The organism is Arthrobacter sp. V1I7 (assembly GCF_030817015.1).
GTDB lineage: Bacteria > Actinomycetota > Actinomycetes > Actinomycetales > Micrococcaceae > Arthrobacter.
Map to the genome: position 1 here is coordinate 1317765 of NZ_JAUSYS010000001.1, position 19704 is coordinate 1337468.

General features: G+C 69.7%; 20 protein-coding genes. 14 read left to right on the forward strand and 6 right to left on the reverse strand.

The features are described from left to right. Positions 1-7 precede the first annotated feature (7 nt). A complete protein-coding gene (locus QFZ69_RS06195; RefSeq protein ID WP_306919729.1) occupies positions 8-211 on the reverse strand; it encodes a hypothetical protein in 204 nt (67 codons plus the stop codon). Here QFZ69_RS06195 and QFZ69_RS06200 point away from each other — a divergent pair. Together QFZ69_RS06200 and QFZ69_RS06205 are read left to right on the forward strand one after the other, a co-directional pair. Then, positions 149-667 carry an RNA polymerase sigma factor gene (locus QFZ69_RS06200; RefSeq protein ID WP_306919615.1) on the forward strand — a complete coding sequence of 173 codons (519 nt, stop codon included), beginning with the start codon at positions 149-151 and terminating at the stop codon, positions 665-667. The two genes, QFZ69_RS06195 and QFZ69_RS06200, sit on opposite strands and share 63 nt — an antisense overlap. Further along, entirely contained in the window at positions 664-1416 is a 753-nt protein-coding gene (locus tag QFZ69_RS06205; RefSeq protein WP_306916412.1) for a hypothetical protein, read from the forward strand. Before QFZ69_RS06200 ends, QFZ69_RS06205 begins: the two co-directional genes overlap by 4 nt. A 287-nt stretch (positions 1417-1703) precedes the next feature. On the opposite strand, the gene QFZ69_RS06210 is transcribed toward QFZ69_RS06205, so the two are convergent. From QFZ69_RS06210 to QFZ69_RS06220, 3 genes are all read right to left on the reverse strand, one after another. Then, complete coding sequence (locus QFZ69_RS06210; protein WP_306916414.1) at positions 1704-2054, reverse strand: hypothetical protein; 351 nt, start codon at positions 2052-2054, stop codon at positions 1704-1706. A 125-nt stretch (positions 2055-2179) separates the two neighbouring features. After that, positions 2180-2896: an isochorismatase family protein gene (locus tag QFZ69_RS06215; RefSeq protein ID WP_306916416.1), complete on the reverse strand. Its 717-nt coding sequence runs from the start codon at positions 2894-2896 to the stop codon at positions 2180-2182. Next, the gene (locus tag QFZ69_RS06220; RefSeq protein ID WP_373463161.1) at positions 2897-4246 is read right to left on the reverse strand and encodes a nicotinate phosphoribosyltransferase; all 1350 of its coding nucleotides are present in this window, start codon (positions 4244-4246) and stop codon (positions 2897-2899) included. A 17-nt stretch (positions 4247-4263) separates the two neighbouring features. On the opposite strand from QFZ69_RS06220, the gene clpS reads away from it, so the two are divergent. The 6 genes from clpS (at position 4264) to rdgB (ending at position 8600) form a co-directional block, all read left to right on the forward strand. Beyond that, positions 4264-4644 (forward strand): ATP-dependent Clp protease adapter ClpS, encoded by a 381-nt coding sequence (gene clpS, locus QFZ69_RS06225; protein WP_306916419.1) that lies wholly within the window; start codon positions 4264-4266, stop codon positions 4642-4644. Beyond that, positions 4637-5203 carry a DUF2017 domain-containing protein gene (locus tag QFZ69_RS06230; RefSeq protein WP_306916420.1) on the forward strand — a complete coding sequence of 189 codons (567 nt, stop codon included), beginning with the start codon at positions 4637-4639 and terminating at the stop codon, positions 5201-5203. The genes clpS and QFZ69_RS06230 overlap by 8 nt, the downstream gene beginning before the upstream one ends. A 97-nt stretch (positions 5204-5300) precedes the next feature. After that, positions 5301-6302 (forward strand): glutamate racemase, encoded by a 1002-nt coding sequence (gene murI, locus QFZ69_RS06235; protein WP_306916421.1) that lies wholly within the window; start codon positions 5301-5303, stop codon positions 6300-6302. Continuing rightward, a complete protein-coding gene (locus tag QFZ69_RS06240) occupies positions 6299-7096 on the forward strand; it encodes an MBL fold metallo-hydrolase (RefSeq protein ID WP_306916423.1) in 798 nt (265 codons plus the stop codon). Before murI ends, QFZ69_RS06240 begins: the two co-directional genes overlap by 4 nt. Positions 7097-7176: 80 nt before the next feature. After that, a complete protein-coding gene (gene rph / locus QFZ69_RS06245) occupies positions 7177-7935 on the forward strand; it encodes a ribonuclease PH (RefSeq protein ID WP_306916425.1) in 759 nt (252 codons plus the stop codon). Next, positions 7932-8600 carry an RdgB/HAM1 family non-canonical purine NTP pyrophosphatase gene (gene rdgB, locus QFZ69_RS06250; RefSeq protein ID WP_306999969.1) on the forward strand — a complete coding sequence of 223 codons (669 nt, stop codon included), beginning with the start codon at positions 7932-7934 and terminating at the stop codon, positions 8598-8600. Before rph ends, rdgB begins: the two co-directional genes overlap by 4 nt. Positions 8601-8687: 87 nt before the next feature. Here the strand turns inward: rdgB and QFZ69_RS06255 are convergent, their stop codons facing one another. Then, positions 8688-9455: a VTT domain-containing protein gene (locus QFZ69_RS06255; RefSeq protein ID WP_306919616.1), complete on the reverse strand. Its 768-nt coding sequence runs from the start codon at positions 9453-9455 to the stop codon at positions 8688-8690. Positions 9456-9586: 131 nt separating this feature from the next. Between QFZ69_RS06255 and QFZ69_RS06260 the strand changes: the two genes are divergently transcribed. Both QFZ69_RS06260 and QFZ69_RS06265 read left to right on the forward strand, forming a co-directional pair. After that, a complete protein-coding gene (locus QFZ69_RS06260) occupies positions 9587-10618 on the forward strand; it encodes an exonuclease domain-containing protein (RefSeq protein WP_306916428.1) in 1032 nt (343 codons plus the stop codon). An 81-nt stretch (positions 10619-10699) separates the two neighbouring features. After that, on the forward strand, positions 10700-11272 hold the full coding sequence (locus QFZ69_RS06265) for a DUF4395 domain-containing protein (protein WP_306916430.1): 573 nt from the start codon (positions 10700-10702) through the stop codon (positions 11270-11272). Between the two features lie 100 nt (positions 11273-11372). Here QFZ69_RS06265 and QFZ69_RS06270 read toward each other — a convergent pair whose 3' ends face one another. Further along, positions 11373-12518 carry an ADP-ribosylglycohydrolase family protein gene (locus tag QFZ69_RS06270; RefSeq protein WP_306916431.1) on the reverse strand — a complete coding sequence of 382 codons (1146 nt, stop codon included), beginning with the start codon at positions 12516-12518 and terminating at the stop codon, positions 11373-11375. A gap of 225 nt (positions 12519-12743) precedes the next feature. Between QFZ69_RS06270 and QFZ69_RS06275 the strand changes: the two genes are divergently transcribed. From QFZ69_RS06275 to QFZ69_RS06290, 4 genes are all read left to right on the forward strand, one after another. After that, the gene (locus QFZ69_RS06275) at positions 12744-13772 is read left to right on the forward strand and encodes an MIP/aquaporin family protein (protein ID WP_373463151.1); all 1029 of its coding nucleotides are present in this window, start codon (positions 12744-12746) and stop codon (positions 13770-13772) included. 79 nt (positions 13773-13851) lie between these two features. Continuing rightward, on the forward strand, positions 13852-15051 hold the full coding sequence (locus tag QFZ69_RS06280; RefSeq protein ID WP_306916433.1) for an exonuclease SbcCD subunit D: 1200 nt from the start codon (positions 13852-13854) through the stop codon (positions 15049-15051). Continuing rightward, a complete protein-coding gene (locus tag QFZ69_RS06285) occupies positions 15048-18152 on the forward strand; it encodes an SMC family ATPase (protein WP_306916436.1) in 3105 nt (1034 codons plus the stop codon). Before QFZ69_RS06280 ends, QFZ69_RS06285 begins: the two co-directional genes overlap by 4 nt. Positions 18153-18241: 89 nt before the next feature. Then, positions 18242-19660, forward strand: coding sequence for an MFS transporter (locus QFZ69_RS06290; protein WP_306916437.1), 1419 nt, complete (start codon positions 18242-18244; stop codon positions 19658-19660). The last annotated feature ends 44 nt before the right edge of the window (positions 19661-19704 follow it).

Below are 19704 nucleotides of genomic sequence, written 5' to 3' on the forward strand. Positions count from 1 at the left end.
CTGCGATTCACACCTCTTTTGAACTTTTTTCGTCCCTGTGTAACCTTTTGGGATGTTCCGGACAATACAGGGCATGGGGAACGTTGAAGTCCAAGACGACAGGCTGTGGTCGCGAAGCATTGAGGGCGATGGAGAAGCCTTCGGGGCTTTGTTCGATCGGCACCACGATCGGGTCTTCCGGCACGCTTACCGGCTGTCCGGCGATCGTCATGACGCCGAGGACATTATGTCGACAGCGTTCCTGGAGCTGTGGAGACGCCGGCAAAAAGTCCGGATCGTTGAGGGATCGGTACTTCCTTGGTTACTCGTCACGACAACCAATGTTGCACGCAACTCCGGGCGGGCTGCCAAACGCTACCGCGGACTACTCAGCTCTTTGCCGCGGAGCGAGGAAACTCCCGACGCCGCCGCTGAGGCTTCCTACATCGATGAAGCCGTGGACAAAAACGTGACACTGGCCCTCGGGACGCTAAGCGCCGCGGATCTGCGTTTGGTGAGCCTGGTTGTCTTTGAGGATTACTCCCTTGCGGACGCCGGGGCTGTCCTCAACATGACAGCCGGTGCGGCAAAGACCCGGATGCACCGGGCCCGTCAGCGCATGAAAGCAGCCCTCAGCAGAGCGGCAGGGTCAGTTCCAACCGCGGTAGTGGAAGGAAGTCAGTCATGAACCAACTTCGCGTCGATGACAAGTTCAAGAATGCCCTCCGGGCAGAACTCGTCTCGCAGGTCCAGAAAACAGCGCCTATCCGGTCCCGTAAGCCCGTACGGCTGTGGCTGGCGGCCGGTGCATTGGCCGGCGCCGGCATCCTGGGAGGCGTTGCGGCCGGAGTTTTCGTACTTCCAGGAAGCCAGCAGGCCAGCCCCCAGTCATCCGCGCTGTCGTCATACGAGGTGGAGGATACGCTGGCTGCCTTCGGCGGCGTTTCCTCCGATTACAACCCATTCCATTCCCCGGAGGAGATTGCCGCGGCCAGCCAAGTGATCGTCCAGGGAACAGTGGAGGGGGTCCGGGAAGGACGTACCGGCACGGGCATCGACTCTATTGTCATGATCGTCAACATCCAGGGCGTGGTCCAGGGAGAACTGCCGCGGGGCAACGACGGAAACGTTTACCTCGAACTCCCCGGCTCAGGCAGTTCAGACCCCTTGTACTACGCGAAAGCTCTCCCCGAAGGAGCCGCGGTCGTCGCGTACATGGTGCCCGCCTGGGACGGCACGCCCAGCGAAGGAACCGACGCGACGATCGAAAACCCGAATGCGGGCCGTCCGGACGGGCAGGCCCTGTTCCTCCCGGCGGGGCCGCAGGGTCTTGTCCTTCAAGTCGGAGACCAAGACGTCGTATGGCCGCTCATCGGCGAATGGGCGCCCGGGAAGATAGCCGACACGCTGCCAGGAGGAAGCCTGATCAGAGGATAGGTGTGAACTCGCGGTACATCCCCTGGCCCCTGCCGCTTTCGCTTCGGCGGCTCGGCGACGCACCGCTCGACACGCTCAGTGCGCGCGTACGGGTGGTATCGCCGTTTGGACGGGTCCCACCGGCCGAATCTCGCACCGGACGATCGCGGCCGTCCCGTCCAGGGCATCGTCGGGACGGCCGTCCTCGGGAACCCACCTGCAGGATCAGGTTGCCGAGGACGGCCGTCCTCGGGAACCTGCCTGCAGGGTTGGAGGGATCGGGGCCACCTATCGGGGCCGCTGTGCTGTTACTGGCCTCCGGCGCCGCAGACTTCGTTGAGGCTCTGGCCGGCAGCGGTGTACTGGGGCTGCAGCTCCTCGAGCTTTCCGGTGTCCGGGGTGGGCTTCGCCGACTCATCGAGGAATTCGATGATGGTGTGCAGCGGGGCCTTCAGCTCCTCGGAGGCGGTCGCTTCGATCGGCCGGATCCGGTTGGCGAGACGGGTCATGCCTGTCTTGTCCGAGTTGGACGTCGGGCCGGCACCGACGGACTGGATGCGGGCGCAGGTCTCCTCATTGCTCAGCGGCGGGGCGGCGGAGCAGCCGGCGGCGCCGAGCAGGGCCCCGGCAGCGATGAGGACAGTGAGGGTCTTTTTCATGGTGTACTCCGGGGTTTTGCGGGTCAGACGATAAGTGCAGGATTTCGAGTCTACTGTGGGGACAGCATGTTCCACCCTGGCGCCGCCCTGATGACGGGGCCTCCGGGGAAAGACGCGGCGCGGCCTCAGGCGATGTCGACGCCGCCGAGTTCCATCTCCGCGACGGCATCGTCAAGGTCCTCCGCGACGCCCACGGTCAGCCCGCGCAGGACAGTGACCGAGTAGCCGGCCTGGACGCCGTCCAGGGCGGTGGCTTTCACGCAGTGGTCGGTGGCGATCCCCACGACCACGACATCTTCGACGTCGTGGCTCTGCAGCCAGTCGTCGAGTCCGATCGCATCCTCGTCGTCGGCGAAAGCACCGCCGGCAAACGCCTCGGCGTCCCCGGCAGTACCGGCGTCCCCGGCAGCACCGTCGTCCGATCCGCCGTCCGTGGCGTCCCTGGTGCCGGCCAGCGGCATGGCGCCGGGTTTGCGGTCACCGGTGGGAACGGCGTCGTCCGGGGCCAGGAGCCCCTCGAAACCGGAGTAGGCCGCCGTGTACTGGCCCTTGCGGAAGACGGCCTGGATGTATTCCGTGTCGAGGTCCGGATGCAGTTCCGCCCCGCGCGTTCCGGCCACGCAGTGGCGCGGCCAGCTGTCCACGAAGTCCGGGTCCCCGGAGAAGTGCGGGCCGGGGTCAATGTGCCAGTCCTGGGTGGCGATAATGTGGTCGAACTGGCCGTGGTGGGCGTCGACGTACTCGCTGATCCCGGCGGCAAGGTCCGCACCGCCTTTGACGGCCAGCGAACCCCCTTCGCAGAAGTCGTTCTGCACGTCAACGATGATCAGGGCGCGGGACATTCAGTACTCCTCATAGATGGTGGGGATGGCTGGCTCGCCGCGCTGCAGCCGGTTGACCACGGCAGGTAGTTCCTTCATGCTGTCCGCGTGGCGGCGTCGGGCGCGCTGGACGCCTTCCGGTCCGGTCCAGCCGGGCAGAAGTTCGCCGTTCTTGATGAACTGCTGGAGCAGCGGGCGGTCGTTGCCGTCGTCGTCCGGCCGGGAGCCGATGCCGACGATCTCCTGGCTCGCGGTGCCGCGTTCGTTGAGCCTGCGCAGCGCGTACTTCCGTCCCCCCTTGCTGGTCTTGTTCTTGGCCGCTTTCGCGACCGGGACGAAGTTGCCGTCGTCGCCCGTGCGGCTGACCAGCTTGTAGACCATGCTCGCCGTCGGGGCGCCGGAACCGGTCACGAGCGAGGTGCCCACACCGTAGGAGTCCACCGGGGCGGACTGCAGCGCGGCGATGGCGAACTCGTCCAGATCCGAGGTGACGATGATCCGGGTCCGTTCATTCCCGACCTCGTCGAGCAGCTGGCGGACCCACTGCGCCTGCGCCACGAGGTCGCCGGAGTCCAGGCGCACCGCGCCGAGTTTGTCCCCGGCAAGCTCGACGGCGGCGCGGACCGCCGCCTCGACGTCGTAGGTGTCCACGAGCAGCGCCGTGCCGGCGCCCATCGAGGCGAGCTGGGCCTCGAAGGCCTCGCGTTCCGTGTCATGCAGCAGGGTGAAGGAGTGCGCGGCCGTACCGACGGTCTTCAGGCCGTAGCGCAGCCCGGCTTCAAGGTTGGAAGTGCTGTCGAAGCCGGCGATGATGGCGGCACGGGCGGCCGAGACGGCGGACTCCTCCTGTGTGCGGCGGGAGCCCATCTCCACGCAGGGCCGGCTGCCGGCGGCGGTGATCATGCGCGAAGCCGCCGAGGCGATCGCGCTGTCATGGTTGAGGACCGAGAGGATGTACGTCTCGAGGATGCAGGCCTCGGCAAAGGTGGATTCGACAATGAGGATGGGGGAGTACGGGAAGTACGCCTCGCCCTCCGCGTAGCCCCAGATGTCCCCGGAGAAGGAGAAGCCGGCCAGATAGTCCAGGGTCTCCGCGTTCACCACCTTGGTTCGGCGCAGGAAGTCGAGTTCGGCATCGCCGAACCGGAAGTCCGCGATGCCTTCCAGCAGGCGCCCGGTGCCGCCTACGATCCCGTAGCGGCGGCCGTCCGGCAGCCGCCGGGCGAAGGCCTCGAACACTGACTTGCGGTGGGCGGCGCCGGAATGCAGCGCGGCCTGCAGCATGGTCAGCTCGTAATGGTCGGTGTACAGGGACGTGCGGGGACGCTCCCAGCCAGCTGAGGTACTCAACAAATTCACTCTAGTGCGCATCCCCATAGAATGGACAGATGACCCTTAGCGTTGCGCTCGGCCCGGACACCCAGGCCGGCACCCAGACCGGCACAGCGGCGTCCACCGACGTCCTGACGGCCCCGGATATCCCTTGGAACCTCGTGATCTGGAACGATCCGGTGAACCTGATGAGCTATGTCAGCTATGTCTTCCGCAGCTATTTCGGCTACTCGGAGACCAAGGCCAACAAGCTCATGATGGAGGTCCACAAGAAGGGACGCTCCATCGTGGCGCACGGGAGCAAGGAACAGGTGGAGCAGCACGCCGTCGCCATGCACGGCTACGGACTCTGGGCCACCGTGGAAAAAGCCAGCGGCGGCTCCGGCGGAGCCGGGTCAGGCGGGGGATCGGGCAAGGGCAAAGGAAAACGTGGCTAAGGCATTCAAGTACGGACTCAAGGGCATCACCGGCTATCTGGAACCGGCCGAACGGGAACTGCTGCGCAGCCTCTTCGACGACGTCACTTCCATGCTGGAGCCTGAGGAACGCGCCAGCCAGGACCCCCTCGCGGCGATGGTGGGCCTGGACACGGAGGCCCGCGAACCCTCGGACCGCGCCCTGCGCCGGCTGCTTCCGAACGTCTCGAAGAACGACGACGAGGCCTCCCTCGAGTTCCGCCGGCTCACCGAGCGCTCGCTCCGGGAAAGCAAGATCGGCGCGCTGAAGGCCGCCGCCCTGGGCCTGGACAAGGACGAGCTCGTGCTGAACCCGGCCGACGCCCGGCATTGGTCCACGGCGCTCAACGACGTCCGGCTGGTGCTCGCCGAACGCCTCGACATCCGTGACGATGCGGACGCCGAGCATGTCCACCTCATGCAGGACTGGTCCCAGGCCGAAGACGTGGAAAGCTACCTGGCCCTCGTCTACAACTTCACCACCTGGCTGCAGGAATCCCTGGTCCAGGCCATGCTGCAATCGATCGAAACGCGCGGCTGAACGCTGGAGTACCGGGCCGGGTGTGACCCAGTAGACACGAGTTGCATGCCACAATGTGATGGCCGCGCCCCGGGCTTACCCCTATCCTCGAATAATCATGACTTCAGCATCGAACATTGATCCCGCGGCGGAAGCTGTTGCGGACTCCCCGGCGAGCGGCACCGCGACCAGCGAGCTGGGTTCGCGGCCCATCGGTGTGTTCGATTCCGGCGTCGGCGGGCTCACGGTGGCCCGCTCGATCATCGATCAGCTGCCGAACGAATCCATCCTGTACGTTGGCGACACCGCCCACGGCCCCTACGGGCCCCTGCCTATCGCCGAGGTCCGGGCCAACGCGCTGGGTGTGATGGACGAGCTGGTGGATTCCGGCGTCAAGCTGCTGACCATCGCCTGCAACTCGGCGTCCGCCGCCGTGCTGCGGGACGCCCGCGAACGCTACACCGCCCGCTACGGGATCCCCGTGATCGAGGTGATCCAGCCCGCCGTGCGGCGCGCCGTCGCGGCCACCCGCAGCGGCCGGGTGGGCGTGATCGGCACCTCGGCCACCGTCGGTTCCCGCGCCTACGAGGACACCTTCGCGGCTGCTCCGGACCTCGCCATCACGTCCGTGGCGTGCCCGGCATTCGTGCCGTACGTGGAGGCCGGCATCACCACCGGCCCGGAGCTGCTCGCCATAGCCCGGGAGTACCTCGAGCCGCTTAAGGCCGCCGGAGTGGACACCGTGGTGCTCGGCTGCACGCACTACCCGCTCCTCACGGGCGTCATTTCTTTCGTCTTGGGGGAGGCCGTCACCCTGGTTTCGAGCGCCGAGGAAACCGCCAAGGACGTCTACCGCGCCCTGGCCTCCCGCGGCCTGGAACGGCTGGACGCCGCCGCGCCCGAGCACAACTTCATCGCCACCGGGGACGCCGCCCAGTTCGAGTCCCTCGCCCGGCGCTTTCTCGGCCCCGAGGTCCTCAGCGTCCGCCACGTGGACCACGTCGCCGCGCAGTACCCCACCGGAAGCCTGGCCAGGATTACGCCGGAAATGATCGCTGCCGCGCAGGCCGGCCCGGGCCGGCCGCGGACCTCCAACTTCGTTGGGGGTCCCGGCCTGTGAAGCTGACTATCGTCGGATGTACCGGATCCTTTCCGGGCCCGGGCTCGCCGGCGTCGTGCTATCTGCTCACCGCCAACGACGGCGAACGGAACTGGAAGATTGTCCTGGACCTCGGCAGCGGCGCGCTCGGGGCCATCCAGCGGTACACGGACCTCGAAGACATCGACGCGATCTTCCTCACCCACCTGCACCCGGACCATTGCATGGACCTGTGCGGGCTGCACGTAGCGGTGCGCTGGAAGCCGGGCGGCTGGGGCCGGGGCCGGATTCCGGTCTGGGGACCGGCCGCGACGGCGGACCGGATGGCCACCGCCTATGGCCTGGAACTGGACCCGGGCATGCACGAGGAGTTCGACTTCAGCAACTGGTCCGAGCGCAAGCCCGTCACCGTGGGACCCTTCACGGTCACTCCCTACGCGGTGAACCACCCCGTCGAGGAGGCGTATGCGCTCCGCGTCGAGGTGACCGAGCCGGCCAGGGACGGCAGCCCCGTCACCCGCGTGCTGAGCTATTCGGGGGACACCGACTCCTGCAGCGGGCTTGAGGACGCGGCCCGGGACGCTGATCTGTTCCTCTGCGAAGCGGCCTTCGAGGAGGGCCGCGACGACGGGATCAAGGATGTGCACCTGACCGGCAAGCGCGCGGGCGAGGCTGCCGCGGCCGCCGGTGCGCGCCGCCTGCTCCTCACGCACATCCCGGTCTGGACGTCCCCCAGCACGGTCATGGCGGAGGCCAAGCCGGTCTTCGGGGCGGACGTCGCCGTCGCCGTCGCCGGGGTGCACTACACGGTCTGAGCCGCCCGCCCGGACGCCGTCCGGGCCGGAGCGGCCTGATGTGCTCAGTTGATCCGGTTCGGGGTCGATAAGCTAAGGGCATGACTTCCGAAGCACTTACCGCCCCCGTCATCCGCGCCGATGGCCGCACCCCGGACCAGCTCCGGCCGATCAGCATCACCCGCGGCTGGTCCAAACAGGCCGAAGGTTCGGCCCTGATCGAGTTCGGCAACACCCGGGTGCTGTGCACGGCCTCCCTGACCGAAGGCGTCCCGCGCTGGCTCAAGGGCGAGGGCCGCGGCTGGGTCACCGCCGAATACGCCATGCTGCCGCGCGCCACCAACACGCGCTCGGACCGCGAATCCGTCAAGGGCAAGATCGGCGGCCGGACCCACGAGATCTCCCGGCTGATCGGACGCTCGCTGCGCTCCATCATCGACACCAAGGCTCTGGGCGAGATCACCATCGTGCTGGACTGCGATGTCCTGCAGGCCGACGGCGGCACCCGCACAGCCGCCATCACCGGCGCCTACGTGGCCCTGGCCGAGGCCATCCGCTTCGCCCGCGAGAACAAGATGCTCGCCCGCAACGCCCAGCCGCTGGTCGACACGATCGCGGCCGTCTCCGTCGGCATCATCGACGGCATCCCGATGCTGGACCTGCCGTACGTCGAGGACGTCCGTGCCGAGACCGACATGAACGTCGTGGTCACGGGCTCCGGCAAGTTCGTCGAGGTCCAGGGCACCGCCGAAGGTGCCCCGTTCGACCGCGACGAGCTGAACAAGCTGTTGGACCTGGCCCTGCTGGGCACCGAGCAGCTCGCCGAGATCCAGCGCGAGACCCTGGCCGAAGCCCCGTGACGGGGCGTCCCACGGGGAACAGCACAGCACCTGCGCCGGTGCTGGTCCTCGCCACGCACAACAAGGGCAAGCTGCGCGAGCTCCGCGAACTGCTGCGCGGCCAGGTGCCCGGACTCGACGTCGACACCCAGGTGGTGGACGCCGGCGCCGTCGGCGCGCCCGACGTCGTCGAGACCGGCGTGACCTTCGCCGAAAACTCGTTGCTGAAGGCGCGGGCCGTGGCGCAGGCGACCGGTCTCGTGGCGATTGCCGATGATTCCGGGCTCTCCGTGGACGTGCTGGGCGGCGCGCCGGGGATCTTTTCGGCCCGGTGGGCCGGCCGGCACGGGGACGACGCCGCGAACCTTCAGCTGCTGCTAACCCAGCTGGCCGACGTGCCGGACGAGTACCGTGGTGCCGCGTTCGTTTGCGCCGCGGCCCTGGCCGTGCCCGGCACCTCCGCGGAGGACGGACGCGAAGTCGTGGAGTACGGACAGCTGGAAGGGACGCTGCTGCGCGAACCCCGCGGCGCCGGCGGCTTCGGCTACGATCCGGTGCTCCAGCCGGCCGGCCTCGACCGCAGCTGCGCGGAACTCAGCCCCGAGGAGAAGAACGCCATCAGCCACCGCGGCCAGGCCTTCCGAGCGCTGCTGCCGGCGATCGTGGAAGCCCTGGCCGGACGTTAACGGACCCCGGCGGCACGCGCGGCCACGCCAGCGTCAGACGAAGGAAGGCGCCCCACGCGGGGCGCCTTCCATCGTTACCGCGGCACGCTAGGGGGTCTTGCGGTCCTCTTCGGGCTCGTGTTCTTCGATGAACTCTTCCACGACGTCCGTGCCGTACCTCGCGGCCTGGCGCTTGGCGATGAAGCCCCGGGCGACCTCGATGCCGATCGGGATGACCGAGACCAGCACGATCACAATGAAGATGATGTCCAGGTTCTCGCGCACCCACGGCACCCTGTCGCCGAGCAGGTAGCCCAGCAGGGTGACGCCGCCGCCCCAGAGCAGGGCCCCGATGACGTTGAACAGGAAGAACTTGCGCTTATTCATCTGGGCGACGCCCACGATCACCGGGACAAAGGTCCGGATGATGGGGACGAAGCGGGCCAGGATCAGGGCCTTGCCGCCGTGCTTCTCGAAGAAGGCATGGGCGCTTTCGACGTTCTCGCGCTTGAAGAGCCTGGAATCGGGCTTGTTGAAGATCGCCGGACCTGCCTTGGAGCCGATCAGGTAGCCGGTCTGGTTGCCGACGATCGCCGCGACGATGATCAGGGCCGAGAAGGCCCAGATGTTGAACTTGATGGTGTCGGTCGCGACGAGGAGTCCGGCCGTGAACAGCAAGGAGTCGCCGGGCAGGAAGAATCCGATGAGCAGGCCCGTTTCGGCGAAAATGATGCCGCAGACCAGCAGCACAACCCAGGGCGCCAGGGCCGGATCGGCCAGGAAGACCTGGGGGTTGAGCCAGTCGGGCAGGAAGGAGGCCAGGTATGGCTGCACCGGGCCCGCGCCGCCGATCGTGGACACGGCAAAGTCGCTGATAGCTATAGGGTTCACCCGTTAAGGGTACTTGACGGCCGACGTCGGACCTGGTGCCTGAGCGGGGACGTGCCGGCGCGGCGTGCCGGGGGACGGTACCGGCGGGAGGAGAACGGGGAGGTAAAGTCGGGGGCGTGGGTTTGGACTTTACGGCGATCGACTTTGAGACCGCGAACGGCTTCCGCGGTTCACCGTGCGCCGTTGGCCTGACGAAAGTCCGCGGCGGCGCCGTGGTCGAGGAGGCCTCCTGGCTGATGCGGCCGCCGGAAAACCACGACCGCTTCGACCACCACAACGTCCGGATCCACGGCATCCGTCCGGAACAAGTCGCCGGGCTGCCCCGCTTCGGCGAGCTGTTCCCGGAAATAGGGGCGTTCATCGGCGGGGACGTGCTCGCGGCCCACAACGCCGCCTTCGATCTCGGCGTCATCCGCTCCGGCCTGGAAGTCTCCGGGCTGCCGGGCCCCGCCTACGACTACGTCTGCACGGTGATGCTGTCCCGGCGCTGCTACTCGCTGGTGTCCAATTCCCTGCCTTACGCGGCGGAGGAAGCCGGCGTCCCGCTGGTCAACCACCACGATGCCGCCGAGGATGCCCGCGCCTGCGCCGGTATCCTGATTGACATTGCCGCCCGGAACGGCGCCGGGAGCATCGCGGAACTCTACCTGTCCCTGGGCCTGGCCGTGTCGCGCCAGCCCGCCTTCGATCCGTTGCGGGACCCGCTGTCCAAGGCCAGCCGGTCCGCCCTTGACGCGCTGGCCGCCGGACCGGGAGCGGGGGCCAGTTCGCCGGGGGCGGGCCGGCCCTTCCAGTCCGGCTGGCCGGTCGAAGGCGCCAATCCGCTGCCGAATGCCCTGGCCGAGGCCGGCCACCCGCTGTTCGGCCAGACCGTGGTGTTTACCGGCGAACTGGTGATTCCGCGGTCCGAGGCGAAGATCCGCTCCGCCGAGCTCGGCGCGCGGCCCGAGAGCCGGGTTACCGCCCGCACCACCGTCCTGGTGGTGGGGGACGGCTTCGTGGCCGCCGACCTGCGCTCCGGACGGCTCACCGGCAAGGCCCGGCGGGTACTGGAGCTGCACGAGCGGGGCCAGCGGATCGAGGTCCTCTCCGAAGGCGAATTCCTGCAGATGGTCGGAGGCCACCTGGCCCCGGCGGCGGTCGCCTAACGCCGTCTGGGTGGCGGCCGGGACGGGTCACACGGCGCAACAAACATTTCGCCCGGCCTTGGGTGTCCCTAGCCTTGGACGATGACCAACCCGAGCGGTACACCGGCGCCCGCAGCGCCGGCCACGGATCCTCATCCTTCCGCTGCGGCGGCTGCGGCGAAGGCCGGGACCGGCTGGCGGCAGGTCTTCGCCTTCCCCAACCCGGTGAACGAGTACTCGGCGCGCATCACGGCCGCGCTGGTCGTGGTGTTGGCCGTGGTGACCCTGCTGACCGGCTTCGGCTGGGGACTGGCCGTGATCGCCGTGGGTTTCTGGCTCCGGCTGCTGTTCGGCCCCCGGATCTCGCCCCTGGCTGTGCTGTCGGTCAAGGTCCTGACGCCGCGGCTGGGGAAGAAGCGGCTGGTGCCCGGGCCGCCGAAGCGCTTCGCCCAGGGCATCGGCGCCGCCGTGTCCACCGCCGCTGCCCTCCTGCTCGCGGCCGGCCTGGCCCCGGCCGCCTGGATCCTGCTGGCGGTCCTGATCGTGGCCGCCTCGCTCGAAGCCTTTGCGGGCTTCTGCCTCGGCTGTGCGATCTTCGGCTTCCTGCAGCGCCGCGGCCTGATCCCCGAAGACGTGTGCGAGGCCTGCAACAACGTTCCGCTGCGGCAGGCCTAGGCGCCCGATGCTGATGGCCGGCGGTCGCCGGGCGTCAGCCGCCGGGGACCGCGGCCACCGACCTGCGGCGGACCTGCGGCGGCCGGACCGGCGGCGCGGGTCAGGGGCCGGTGACTGCCGCCAGCCGCGACGCCATGCCCCGGATGACCTCCGGGGCTTCCAGCGCCTCCAGCCATGCCGCCGGCAGGCACTCCTCGCCGTAGAACGTGCCCAGGATGTTCCCGGCGATCGACGCCGTGGAATCGCTGTCCCCGCTGTGGTTGACCGCAAGGGCGATGGCCGCCCGGAAGTGCGCCTCCGGATCGCCGGCCGGGGCCGCCTGCTCCGCTGCTGCGGCGTCCGGAGCCGTCGGCTGCGGAGCCGTCGCGAGCACTGCATAGAGCGCGACGGCGAGCGCCTCCTCGGCCACCCAGCCCTCACCGAGTTCCCGGACCAGTTCCTCGGGGTCCAGCAGGTGTCCGGTGGCACTGAGCCGCAGGGCCGCCTCGAGCCGCGCCACCAGGTCGGGATCGGGTGCCTCACCTTTGTGCAGGAGGCCCTCATCAAGCCGGCCGAGCGCGCCTGCGGCGGCCTCACGCAGGCCGCGGCCGGAGGCCAGGGCCTGGATGAGAAGGCTGAAGACTCCGGCGCTCTGCCGTGCCGCGGGGTGACCATGGGTCAGCGAGGCGGCGTCCGCGCTGAACTTGTAGACGGCTTCGGCGGCGATGTAGGGAAGCAGACCGAACGGGGCCGACCGCATCACCGTGCCGCAGCCCTTGGAGTCCGGGTTGACCGGCCGGTAGAACGTCCCCATTTCACCGGTGGCCAGACCGCTCAGGCACGCGTTCCCGGGAGCGCGGCGATGCTTGAGGACCTGGTGGGAGTCGATCCAGCGGGGAGGCTGGAAGGGCGCCGCCTCCGGGACCGGTACGCCCTGGGTCGCCAGCCAGCGCAGGTAGGCGAGCCACAGGCACGCGTTCGTATCCGCGCCGACGCCGGAGTTCGCCCATTCCAGGGCTTCCAGCAGTCCGTCCACGGTGTATAGCGTCAGCTGGGTGTCATCGGAAATGTGGCTGCCGCCGTCGAGCGCGGAAAAATCCTGAAGGCCCGCGGGGCCGAACTTCGCCCGGATCGCGGAAATGTCCTCGAACTCCACCGCATAGCCAAGAGAATCGCCCAGGGCACCGCCCAACAGGCAGCCGTGGATACGGGATTCGTGGGTCGGGGCGGGGATCGTTGCGGGGGTGCCGCCGGACTCGCTGCTCATAGGTTCAAATTTACCCCGGCAGTGTGACACGGAAGGCACGGGCAGTCCCCGCGGCCGGGCCAGGCGGAGGCCGTGCGGCGTTCGGCCGGGCACAGCGGACGTCCAGACTTCGCTGAAAGACTGCTCGCAGACCATGTCCCGGGCAGCGGCTTCCGCGCCCCGGGCAGGGCGCAGGCTGCAGCTCCCGCCAGCCTGGCCTCACGACCCCAAGCAAAGGAACCCTGGATGACCACGCCTGCCCCAGTCCCCGATCCGATGAGCCCCGCGGCCCCGCCCCGTCAGGCCGCGGCCGCCCGTCCGGCCCGTCCGGCCGCGGCCGCTGACGCATTCCGGCCCGCACTCCTGGCCCGGCTGTCCGCCGAGGCCCTCGGAACCCTGGTCGTGGTCGTGGCGGGCCTGGGCGTTCCGCTGTTCACGATTCCGGACTCGAACCCGCTCTCCGCCTCCCTGGCCGCGGGCCTGGCGCTCACCGCCGCGATGCTCGCCTTCGGCTACCTCTCCGGAGGCCACTTCAACCCGGCGGTCACTGTGGGCAACGCCATCGCCGGCCGCATCCGCCTTCCGGACGCCGGCGCCTACCTGGGCGCACAGCTCGTCGGGGCGCTGCTCGGCGTCGTGACCCTCTTCGCCATCCTGCGCACTGTCCCCAAGATCAGCGACACCCGGGCCGCGTTCGATACCGTTGCCGCGGGATTCGGCGAGCACTCCATCATCCAGGCGCCGATGGCCGGCGCGCTGCTCGTGGAGGTCCTGAGCGCGGCCCTGCTCGTGGCCGTCTACCTGGGCGCGACCTCGGATCGGAACCCGTCCCGGGCCGCGGCTCCGTTTGCCGTCGGCCTGACCATGGCCGTCCTGCTGCAGCTCGGCCAGGCCATCGGCAACACCCCCTTCAACCCGGCCCGCGCCACAGCCTCGGCTCTCTTCAGTAACGCGGACGCGGCCGGCCAACTGTGGCTGTTCTGGGTGGCCCCGCTCGTCGGCGCGGTGCTTGCGGGCCTGGTGTTCCGCGGCTTCACCCAGGGCAGCCCGGTCCCGGCCGCGGTGGCCGAAAATGAGGATGAACTCGACGCCGACGACGAGCTTGGCGCCGGGGACGAGCTTGGCGCCGACGACGAGCTTGGCGCCGGGGACGACGAGGCGTCGGCCAGCGCCGCTCCGGCCCGCCCCGCCCGCTCGGGCCAGGCACGCGCCGAGCAGGCACGCACGCCGGGCGACGAGGCCCGGGACTTCTTCGACGGCAACCGTGGACGGTAGCCCCCGGGGCGGTGGCACAATGGCGGTGGCACAATGGCGGTGGCACAATACTGTCGGTGCCAGCCGATACCGTAGGAACATGCTGTTATTGCACACCTCGGACTGGCATTTGGGCCGGTCGTTCCACGGCGTCGGGATGCTTGACGCCCAGCGCGCGTTCATCGACCAGCTCGTCGCCTTCGTGCGGGACGAGTCGGTCGATGTCGTCCTCATCGCCGGCGACGTCTACGACCGTGCCCTGCCCGGCGTCGACGTGGTGGGCTTGCTCGACGACGCCCTCGTCCGGCTGACCGGTGCCGGCGCCCAGGTGGTTCTTACCAGCGGCAATCACGATTCCGCCATCCGGCTGGGCTTCGCTTCGAGGCTCCTGGAGCGCGGGGGAGTGCATCTGCGCACCCGGCTGGCCGATCTGGACACCCCCGTGATGTTCCCGCTCGACGGCGGCGCTGACAGCGCCGCCGGTGCGGACCCCGGCGCCGGCCCGGTGCTGGCGGTCTACGGCATCCCCTGGCTGGAACCCCGGCTGGTCGCAGAACAGCTCGGCGTCGAAACCGCCAGCCACTTCGAGGTGACACGGGCCGCCACCGCCCGTATCCGGACCGACCTCGCCGCCCGCGCCGCCACCGGGACCGTCCACTCCGTCGTCCTGGCGCATACCTTCGCCAGCGGGGGCATCAGCTCGGACAGCGAACGGGACCTGAGCATCGGCGGCGTGGGCGCCGTCCCGCTCGATCTCTTCGACGGCTTCGATTACACGGCCCTGGGCCACCTGCACGGCCGGCAGGAACTGTCGTCCACCGTGCGGTACTCCGGATCGCCGCTCGCCTACTCCTTCTCCGAGGCCAAACACAAGAAGGGCAGCTGGCTCGTGGAGGTGGACGCCGCCGGAATCGGCGAGGTCCGCGAAGTGCTGTGGGAAGCGCCGCGAACCCTTGCCGTGCTGCGCGGAAAACTCGACGAGCTTCTCTCGGCCGAAGATTTCGCCTGGGCCGAAGGCGCCTATTGCCAGATCACGCTGACCGACGCCCAGCGCCCGGCGCAGGCCATGGAGCGGCTGCGTGCCCGCTTCCCCGACACCCTGGTGCTGGGATTCGACCCGGACGGTGCCGGCGCCGCCGCCAAGGCCAGCTACAGCAGCCGGCTCGCTGCAGCCGACGACGATCTGTCCGTCTGCTGCGGCTTCCTGGAACACGTCCGCGGCCGCGGCGCCGACGACGCCGAATCTGCCGTCCTTGCCGACGCCCTGGAAGCCGTGCGACTGGAAGGGGTGTCCCTGTGAGGATCCACCGCCTCGAGATCTCAGCCTTCGGCCCCTTCGCCGGAACCGAACATATTGACTTCGACCGCCTGAGCACGCACGGCCTGTTCCTCCTCAACGGCCCCACCGGTGCCGGCAAGACCAGCGTCCTGGACGCAGTCTGCTTCGCCCTCTACGGCTCGGTGCCCGGTGCCCGGCAGGACGGCAAGCGGCTGCGTAGCGACCATGCCGTGGCGGCCGCCGAGCCCCGTGTCACGTGCGAGTTTTCCGCCCGCGGCCGGCACTTCGAGGTTTCCCGCTCGCCCGCGTGGGACAAGCCCAGCGCCCGCGGCAAGAACGGATTCACCGTCCAGCAGGCCAACACGGTGCTGCGCGAGCGCGTCAATGGCGAGTGGATTGAAAAATCGGGCCGCAATGACGAGGCCGGCGCCGAGATCACCGACGTCCTGGGCATGAACCGGGACCAGTTCACTCGCGTGGTCATGCTGCCGCAGGGCGACTTTGCGGCCTTCCTCCGGTCCAAGGCCTCCGACCGGCTCGAGCTGCTCCAGAGCCTGTTCGGCACCCAGCGGTTCGAGGCCGTAGAGCTGGAGCTCGGACGCAAGGCGAAGGCCGCCGCGGCCGAGGTCGCCGCCCTCAACCAGAAACTCGACGTGCTGCTGGCCCAGGCTGAAGCCGAAACAGACGCGCTTGAGCTCGACATCTCGGACGCTCCCGACCGGACTGACGCCGAGGCCTTCCTGTCCTGGCTCGAGGGAACTGCCGCCACGGTCGCGGAGGAACGCCAGACGGCCGCGCTGGTGGCGGAACTGCTGCGGGCCGAACACCTCTCCGCCCGGGACACCGCGACGGCGCGCGCGGCCCGCCAGGCCAAACTGGCCGCCGCCGAACGCCGCCGCTCCGAGGCGGCGGCTGCCGCGCCCGAACTCGAGGCGAAGAGCCGGCAATTGGGACTGCACCGGAAGGCCGAAGTGCTCGGCGGACAGTTGCAGGCGGTGGCCAGTTCCGCGGCAGCCGAGGAACTAGCAGCGGCTGCCATGGCGGCAGCCACGGAAGAACTTCGAGCCGCAGCCCTCACCGACCCCGAACTCGCCGCGCTGGGGACCGGGACTGCGGACCCGGCCCTTGGCTTGTTCGCCGGAAACCCCGTGACGGGCGGCGGTCGGACCGACAGCGCCACGGTGGACGGCGAAGCCCTGCATTCGGCACTCCGGGGACTGCGGTCCCTGGCTGCGGTGCTCGAAGAGCGGCTGCCGGATGAAGCACGACTCGCCGGGCTGCGGGGCCGCACCCGCCAGCTTCGAGGGACCGCGGCACAGCTGGAAGCCGGACGGACGTCCGGAGCTGCGGCCCTCGCCGCACTGCGGAACGAATCCGAGACGCTGCTCGCCGGGTTGCGTCCGCTCGAGGCGCTCGCCGCCGAGGTCCAGCTGCGGACCAAGGAGGCAGCCGCCGCGGAGGAACTCGTTGTCCTGGTCCGGCGCCATGCCGCAGCCCTGAAGGCCTGCGGCATCGTGGAGCAACGCCACGGCAGCGCCCGGGAGGAATACCAGGACCGGCGCCAGCGCTGGTTGGACCTGCGCGAGGAAAGGCTCGCCAACGCCGCCGCCGAGCTGGCCGCACAACTGCGGCGCGGCGTCCCGTGCCCGGTCTGCGGCAGCCCCGAGCATCCGGTCCCCGCCCCGGCCGCGGCTTCCGCCCTGACCGTGGCCGAGGCCGAACAGTCAGCGCAGCTGGAGTGCGAGGTGGCCGAGGCTGCCCTCGCCGGGCTCGAACGCGAACTATCGGACGCCCAGCAGGAAGTCGCCGTCCTGGCGGCCCAGGGCGGACACATCGCCATAGAGACCGCCAGCATGGAGGCCACCCGGGCCAGGGAACGCGCCGCCGAAGCCCGCCGTGCGGCGGAGGAGCTTGCCGTCAACCGCGCCCGGCACGCCAGGTTGGAAGAGGAGATCGCCGGCGCCGAGCAGGCGCTGGCGGACTCGACGTCCCGCATCGCCCGGACGGAGTCCACGATCACCGAAGTGCAGGAACAGGTCGACTCCCTCGAACAGGCACTCGACAAATTGCGCGCCGGGCACCCGGTCCTCGCCGGGCGGATGGCAGCGCTGGGCGCCACGACCGCCGTCCTGGAACGGGCCGACGCGGCGCGGACCAGGCTGGAACAGGCCGGGACCCGCGCCGCGGATGCGCGGGAGCAGTTGGAGCGTGCCCTTCCGGGCACCGGCTTCGAGTCCGCCGAGGAGGCGCGGGCCGTGCTGCTCCGCGCAACGGATGCGGCGGCGCTGGAAGCTGCCGTCCGTGCCGGGCAGGACGAGGCAGCCCGGATCCAGGAGCTCTTCGCCAGTGCGGAACTGGTGCTGGCCGCCACGGAACTGGAAACGGTGGCCCCCCTCGAGGAGACGGTTCTGGAGCAGCTCCGCGCGGCGGCAGCAACGGCGGAACGCTCGGCCCGGGAAGCCGCCCTCGCCGCAGGCCTCGCGGAGAAATCCCGCCGTACCCTGGGCAGGACCGCCGCCGACTTTGCGCGGCTGGCAGCGGCCGGCAGGGAGCCGCGTGCGCGGGCTGCGCTGCTGAACGCCGTTGCCGAGGCCGCGCGGGGTGGGGGAGAGAACAACTACCGCATGAGCCTGAACAGCTATGTGCTGGCAGCCCGGCTCGAACAGGTGGCAGTGGCCGCCTCGGAGCGGCTGATCGGCATGAGCGACGGCCGCTACACCCTGCAGCACACGGACGCAAAGGCAGCCCGCGGGGCCAAATCCGGTCTGGGGCTGGAAGTGGTGGACGAGTGGACCGGACAGCGCCGGGACACCGCGACGCTCTCCGGGGGCGAGTCGTTCATGGCGTCGCTCGCCCTGGCCCTCGGCCTGGCGGACGTCGTGCAACAGGAGTCCGGCGGTGTGGACATCGAGACCCTCTTCGTCGACGAGGGATTCGGCAGCCTCGATGAACAGGCTCTGGAGCAGGTCATGGACGCCCTCGAGGGGCTCCGGGATGGCGGCCGCGTGGTCGGGCTCGTGAGCCACGTGGCGGAAATGAAACAGCGCATCGGCACCCAGTTGCAGGTGGTCAAGCAACGCAACGGCTCCACCCTGCATATCTCCGACGACGCCCTGCTGTGAAGTCCGCGGATTTGGCTATACTCGGATAGTTACCGGGTCGCGTGCATCGGGAGGAGGGACGATGCGCACCATTGAGTGAACCCGGAATCATGAATCCTTCAACGTCTTCCCTGGCGCCCGTTTCGGCGCCCGTGTCCCAGCAACCCGCCGTGCCGGCGCCCGTAGCCGCCGACACCGCCTCACCCGCCGAGTCCGGCTCCCCGCGCCGGAGGCTCTCCGCGCGCCGGACCGGCCGCTTCGCCCGGCTACCGCTGCTGGCAGGGCGGAGCTTCATCCCGCTGGGACTCTTTGCCCGACTTCCCCTCGCCATGCTGACGATCGGCGCCCTCACCCTGGTCACGGCTGTCACCAGCTCCTACGCCGTCGGCGGCGTGTCGGCCGGCGCGGTCGGCATCGGCTCCGCCCTGGGTGCGCCCGTTCTCGGCGCGCTCGCGGACCGGCTGGGCCAGCGCCCGGTACTGGTGTTTGCCGCGGTCTTCAACACCGTCGCGGTCATCGCCCTGATTCTCGCCGCCCACCTGATCCCCGGCGGACAGGACCTAGCCGCTGCCGGGCCCGTGCTGGCGGCCGCGTTCGTGGCCGGTGCGAGCTGCCCGCAGGTCGGTCCCCTGGCGCGGGTCCGTTGGATGGCCCTCACCTCCCGGGGCGGACGCGGAGCCAACACCGCGGATCTGGACACGGCCCTCTCCTACGAAGGCACGGCCGACGAGCTGACCTTCGTGCTGGGCCCGGCGCTGGTCGGAATCATTGCCAGCCTCTTCGCCCCCTGGCTGCCGCTGGCCCTTGCCGCCGCGCTGACCATCACCCTGGTACCGGCCTTCGCCGTGCACCCGACGCACCGCGCGGTGATCCGGACGCCGGCGCGGACCGCGGTCGCTGCGGCGGAAGAGAAACAGCGCCGGAGCGCCTTGCCGGCCGGTCAGCGGGCGGGGGCGTTTGCCGCCGTCGCGCTGCCGGTGCTGGCCATGGTCTGCATGGGCACGTTCTTCGGTTCCACACAGACCGCGCTCAGTTCGTTCGCCGCCGGCTTTGCCACCTCCGAGCTGGCCGGGCTGCTGTACGCCGTGATGGGCCTGAGCTCGGCCGCGGCCGCCCTCTCGGTCGCCTACTGGCCGCAGCGGTTCACGGTGAACGCCCGCTGGCTGGCCTGCGCGGCGCTGATGGCCGCCCTCGCATTGCTGCTGCTGCTGCCCTCGGCCGCGCTGCCCATGATCCTGGTGCTGCTGGTGCTGGGCCTGCCCGTCGGCCCGCTGATGGTCACCGTCTTCGCCATCGGCGGCATCGTCGCCCCGGCCGGCAGGCTCGGCACGGTCATGACGGCGCTGGCCAGCGGCATCGTCGCCGGCACCGCCCTCGGATCCGCCATCGCCGGGCAGCTCGCGCAAAACCACGGCTACTCCACGGCCTTCCTCGTCCCGGTCTGCGCCGCCTCGGCGCTGTTCCTGCTGGGCGCCGCCGCCGCCGTCGTCCTCCACCGGAAGCAAATGACGTCGGCGGACCCTGCCTGACCCCGGATGCGCCATCACTCCTGGTTGCCTCCAGGGCCCCGGAA

Coding starts and splice junctions, on each gene's coding strand:
- QFZ69_RS06195 (WP_306919729.1), bottom strand. CDS start 211: ATGACGATCGCCGGACAGCCGGTAAGCGTGCCGGAAGACCCGATCGTG.
- QFZ69_RS06205 (WP_306916412.1), top strand. CDS start 664: ATGAACCAACTTCGCGTCGATGACAAGTTCAAGAATGCCCTCCGGGCA.
- QFZ69_RS06210 (WP_306916414.1), bottom strand. CDS start 2,054: ATGAAAAAGACCCTCACTGTCCTCATCGCTGCCGGGGCCCTGCTCGGC.
- QFZ69_RS06215 (WP_306916416.1), bottom strand. CDS start 2,896: ATGTCCCGCGCCCTGATCATCGTTGACGTGCAGAACGACTTCTGCGAA.
- QFZ69_RS06220 (WP_373463161.1), bottom strand. CDS start 4,246: ATGCGCACTAGAGTGAATTTGTTGAGTACCTCAGCTGGCTGGGAGCGT.
- clpS (WP_306916419.1), top strand. CDS start 4,264: ATGACCCTTAGCGTTGCGCTCGGCCCGGACACCCAGGCCGGCACCCAG.
- murI (WP_306916421.1), top strand. CDS start 5,301: ATGACTTCAGCATCGAACATTGATCCCGCGGCGGAAGCTGTTGCGGAC.
- rph (WP_306916425.1), top strand. CDS start 7,177: ATGACTTCCGAAGCACTTACCGCCCCCGTCATCCGCGCCGATGGCCGC.
- QFZ69_RS06265 (WP_306916430.1), top strand. CDS start 10,700: ATGACCAACCCGAGCGGTACACCGGCGCCCGCAGCGCCGGCCACGGAT.
- QFZ69_RS06270 (WP_306916431.1), bottom strand. CDS start 12,518: ATGAGCAGCGAGTCCGGCGGCACCCCCGCAACGATCCCCGCCCCGACC.
- QFZ69_RS06275 (WP_373463151.1), top strand. CDS start 12,744: ATGACCACGCCTGCCCCAGTCCCCGATCCGATGAGCCCCGCGGCCCCG.
- QFZ69_RS06280 (WP_306916433.1), top strand. CDS start 13,852: ATGCTGTTATTGCACACCTCGGACTGGCATTTGGGCCGGTCGTTCCAC.
- QFZ69_RS06290 (WP_306916437.1), top strand. CDS start 18,242: ATGAATCCTTCAACGTCTTCCCTGGCGCCCGTTTCGGCGCCCGTGTCC.